Here is a 3,481-nt window from a genome sequence, read left to right as displayed (position 1 = left end):
AGTAGCTTCAAAATAGATATCTTCTTCATTTAACTCATGTTCTGAATCACAATTGGAACATCGAAACTTCGCATTCCCTACTATACCGTCACTCATAATCTAATTATTCCTTAAATACACATAACGCCTGCATAACACGTTTGCTACCATGCAGACCTAGCTGAATTTTAATGCCTTAATCACTAAAATTAAAGGCAAACTGACAACGCCGAATGTAGCAAATCGTGTTGATGCGATTGTTATAGCGTTCCATCAGTTAAATACTTAGACGCTACCCAACCTTTAATTTTTCCATCACTAACTAAAGACCAACCATTTTGATTACTTTCGACAATTACCCTATCACCTCGAATAACTTGATTTACAATATTCGCTTCTGCTGATGGCTCAGAACGAACACGCAAGCTTTTCGCTGTAACGGTTTTATAAACTAATTCAACATCACTGTCATTGCCATTTAATAAGGCTGAAAGCATAAAAATGATACCGAGCCCAACTAATATTTTAGTAAAAAGTGAACCTGTATTTTTTGACGACGATACTTGCCCTTGAGAGGAACTTTTCGATAAGTTCTGGCTATATGAAAAACCAGAACCAGGAACCCCAACCGTAGCCTTTACTCCTTTTTTACCAATATTGATCGTTGCCCCTGGCTTTCCAATAGATGTACTAATCCCACTTTTGCTTAGGTTTATATTAATACCGGGAGCAATTTTGATTCTTTTTCTAAATTTAAAGCCCATACCTAACCTGTAATCTTATAATTTTCAGCCTGAAATTATCACGTTTTAATAACCATGGAAATAGTAATGATAATTAGCCTTGAGATAGTGCAAGAGATAGCTCATTTTTGAGTTCGAAAAGGAATCGTAAAGAGCTATAACGCCTGCATAACACGTTTACTACTATGCGATTACACTTAATATTGATGCCTTAAAACGAGAAACACCCGGCAAACTGAGATTGCCGAGTGTAGTAAATCGTGTTGATGCATTTGTTATGTACTATTTACTTATGCCATTGCACATTCGACATCTTCATCAACAGTTACAAAACTAGTATCATTAAAATTATTTTCTATAATACAATCAGGATAAATCTTCTTCGTTAATTCCAAACCAACTTTTGCTACCGTATCAGAAAATAATATATTACACGCTTCTATCATTTTAAAATTAAATTGATTCCATGTAATAAGCTGATTATCATAATCGTTAACTAACTTTAAAGTTCTATTATAAAATTTAGAATCAATGACACTTAGTAAGTCAGTAAGTACATGAGCCTCGAATATATATTCTTCAGATACTTTATGATGAATCTTATTAATTTCATCATATCGTGCTTGTTCAGGACAATCTTGAGAAGACGTTGTTCTTTCTTGGGCAACGTTACAACCTAAAGAGTTTGAACAACGTTGTTTTTTTCTATTCCATTCAACTTTGTTTTGTCCATATACCCCAAGAGCACTCTTGACGACTAATGGATAACCTGTTGTTTTTATATTCAATTCACTTAGTGTAACCTTGTCTTCTGTCGCATATAAAACTCGATTTGTTATATTATGACATACATAGTGGACACCATATACACCTGAAATTACAAGGTTTTCTCTATTTGGGTGATCATCTTTTATATTTGGTTCTACCAAACATCTAGCATAATCGATATCAGCTAAACTAAGATCTTGATATACACCAGCTTCGTCAGTATTACAAAAATCTCCCGCACAATACCAATAACCATCAACATCCTTAGGGTTTAGTGGGATTTTAGACTCTTCTACAACGAAAGTATGGACAACAATTTTAACTACTTGGTCTAACCATGTGCGTAGCTTATAAAATACTAATCTTCGCACTGGCGCTACCATTATACTACAAGCAACTAGTTGCTTTTGATTGTTCATTCTATCTCCATATAAATAAAATCAATGAATAAAACCAATGAATAAAATCAATGAATAAAATCAATGAATAAAATCAATGAATAAAAATTAGAGCATAGGCAGAATGAATAATCAAACTTAAAGGCAAAAAAGTACATAACGCCTGCATAACACGTTTGCTACCATGCAGATTAAGCTCAAATTTACCACTTAACTCGGTAAACTCAAAGAAACCTAGAATGCCGAATGTAGCAAATCGTGTTGATGCATTTGTTATAATTTTATATATCAGCCATAGTCAGCAATTGGCTACAATTACGAACCGTTAAAATATTTATGCTTAACGTTACGCTATAAATAATGCGGTAATTACCAAAAATGATTTCACGATAATTGGCTTTATTCAGCTCAGGGACAAGACGGCCTAACTCAGGAAATGAACCTAAATTCTCAGCTTTATCGAATACGTCGTTAACCCATTTTTCTGCCGCGGATGGATTATCTAATGCTATGTATTCTGCTGTCTGCCCTATTTTATCTAAAGCAAGCGGCGACCAAATAACATTCATGAACGTAAGCGCCCTAAGATTTTAGAACGAGCATCGTCATTTGATAAACCTAGACCACTAGCGATTTGTGCTTCAGCTTGTTGCATCTCTTCCAGTAACTCTATTTTTTCTTGCATTGCTTCATATTCAGCAACATCTAAAACAACAGCCACACCTTTACCACGTTGAGTGATAACTAGAGGTCTACGAGTTTCGTTAATTTGACGAATAAACGACGCTACGCCAGCTCTAAATTCTGAAAGTGGTTGAATATCTTGGTCTAATCTTAATCGAGTCATAATAGCACCTTAGTTGTACTTAATTTTGTACCAATTATAGTGCAAGTATAAATATTCAGCAATACTAAGAAAAATTATAACGCCTGCATAACACGTTTACTACCATGTGATTATACTTAAAATTGACGCCATAAAACGAGAAACACCCGACAACCTGAGATGCCGAGTGTAGTAAATCGTGTTGATGCATTTGTTATGTTTTTAACTTACCTTGCTTTATTTGACTGAGATAATACTGATGCTGCCAACTCTTTGGTATTTTCGTTATATTTACTACTTTTCAAAACAGTTGAAGCTAGGCTCTCTAGTTGTGCTCCAGTTTGTTTATTTGGCGATTTTTGAGACAAGGCTGATGCAGCCAATGTTTTAGCTGTTTTTGATGCTTTACTATCACTTAAAGTGCTAGCAGCTTGTGATGCAATCTTTTTAGATGTTACTTTTGTATTTTTAGACATAGAGCCTCCACATGATAAGTTTATTCGAAGCAACGACTTCAATATATACATGTGGGCTAACAACTGTTTATTCAACCATTACTGTATAAAAAAACATAACGCTGGCATAACACGTTTATTACCATGCAAACCAACCTGAATTAACCGCCTTAATCACAAAACCTAAGACAAACCCAGAACGCCGAATGTAATAAATCGTGTTGATGCGATTGTTGTGCGTGCTTACTTTCGGCTTGGTCAACTTAGAAAAGAACTGCCCCGCCAAGATTTTCTAAGCCCTGATTTTAATTT

5 protein-coding genes are annotated in these 3,481 nt (G+C 34.8%); all 5 read right to left on the bottom strand.

The genetic code is table 11. From position 1 onward, the window contains the following. Positions 1-239: 239 nt before the first annotated feature. The 5 genes from HC728_RS19340 to HC728_RS19320 all read right to left on the bottom strand — a co-directional run bounded on the left by HC728_RS19340 (position 240) and on the right by HC728_RS19320 (position 3,190). The gene (locus HC728_RS19340; RefSeq protein ID WP_065621990.1) at positions 240-743 is read right to left on the bottom strand and encodes a DUF4236 domain-containing protein; all 504 of its coding nucleotides are present in this window, start codon (positions 741-743) and stop codon (positions 240-242) included. A gap of 269 nt (positions 744-1,012) precedes the next feature. After that, the gene (locus tag HC728_RS19335; protein WP_190395949.1) at positions 1,013-1,909 is read right to left on the bottom strand and encodes a hypothetical protein; all 897 of its coding nucleotides are present in this window, start codon (positions 1,907-1,909) and stop codon (positions 1,013-1,015) included. Between the two features lie 260 nt (positions 1,910-2,169). Next, complete coding sequence (locus HC728_RS19330) at positions 2,170-2,457, bottom strand: type II toxin-antitoxin system RelE/ParE family toxin (RefSeq protein WP_060994190.1); 288 nt, start codon at positions 2,455-2,457, stop codon at positions 2,170-2,172. After that, a complete protein-coding gene (locus HC728_RS19325; RefSeq protein WP_190395948.1) occupies positions 2,454-2,735 on the bottom strand; it encodes a type II toxin-antitoxin system Phd/YefM family antitoxin in 282 nt (93 codons plus the stop codon). Before HC728_RS19325 ends, HC728_RS19330 begins: the two co-directional genes overlap by 4 nt. 206 nt (positions 2,736-2,941) lie before the next feature. Further along, a complete protein-coding gene (locus HC728_RS19320; protein ID WP_017019817.1) occupies positions 2,942-3,190 on the bottom strand; it encodes a hypothetical protein in 249 nt (82 codons plus the stop codon). Positions 3,191-3,481: the final 291 nt, after the last annotated feature.

The organism is Aliivibrio sp. S10_S31 (assembly GCF_014694495.1).
In the GTDB taxonomy this organism is placed as follows: Bacteria; Pseudomonadota; Gammaproteobacteria; order Enterobacterales; family Vibrionaceae; genus Aliivibrio; species Aliivibrio fischeri.
Note: the sequence above shows the minus strand (reverse complement) of the source record. Positions and strands in the feature narration are given on the sequence as shown.

Excerpts from the sequence above, each read along its gene's own strand:
- HC728_RS19335 (WP_190395949.1), bottom strand. The coding sequence starts at position 1,909 with ATGAACAATCAAAAGCAACTAGTTGCTTGTAGTATAATGGTAGCGCCA.
- HC728_RS19340 (WP_065621990.1), bottom strand. The coding sequence starts at position 743 with ATGGGCTTTAAATTTAGAAAAAGAATCAAAATTGCTCCCGGTATTAAT.
- HC728_RS19320 (WP_017019817.1), bottom strand. The coding sequence starts at position 3,190 with ATGTCTAAAAATACAAAAGTAACATCTAAAAAGATTGCATCACAAGCT.
- HC728_RS19325 (WP_190395948.1), bottom strand. The coding sequence starts at position 2,735 with ATGACTCGATTAAGATTAGACCAAGATATTCAACCACTTTCAGAATTT.
- HC728_RS19330 (WP_060994190.1), bottom strand. The coding sequence starts at position 2,457 with ATGAATGTTATTTGGTCGCCGCTTGCTTTAGATAAAATAGGGCAGACA.